1 protein-coding gene is annotated in these 508 nt (G+C 55.9%); it reads right to left on the bottom strand.

Features of this window, described 5'->3' with window-relative positions; genetic code table 11:
• Positions 1–363 (bottom strand): NADH-quinone oxidoreductase subunit H (locus RAD15_RS43525; protein WP_458184816.1); only part of this gene is annotated, 363 nt, incomplete at its 3' end.
• Positions 364–508: the final 145 nt, after the last annotated feature.

The raw sequence follows: 508 nt of genomic DNA, 5'->3' as shown, positions 1-508 counted from the left end.
CATCAGGAAGAACAAAATCCCGATGTTTAAATCGGCCACCACCCAATTAGGGCTAACCGGCACAATGGCGAAGGAGAGCAGCAGCGAAGTAAACGCGATCATCGGCGCCAGGGTAAAGATGACGCGATCCGAGAATTTCGGGATCCAGTCTTCTTTAAAGAACATCTTGATCATGTCCGCGACCAGCTGGAGCGAGCCGCCCCAGCCAACGCGGTTTGGTCCATAACGGTTCTGGAACAGACCCAGCAGACGACGTTCGACGAAGCTCATGAAGGCCCCGCAGGTGACGACCACCAGCAGAATCACCACCGCTTTGAGAATGCTCAGCAGGATCTCAATCAGATCCGGTGTAATCCAACTCATTGTTGCGCCTCCCGCAGATCTTCAAGACGCGCGCCAGCCAGAACCGGCGCGATGCCAGGCATACCCATCGGCAGCCCTACCTGCCCTGCCGCTAACCCTTCAGAGATTTCAACCGGCAGCGTCACCGTATTGCCATCGTAGCTAA

This window comes from Bradyrhizobium sp. 14AA, assembly GCF_054185205.1.
The sequence above is the reverse complement of the archived record's forward strand: the minus strand, read 5'-3'. Positions and strand labels throughout refer to the sequence as shown.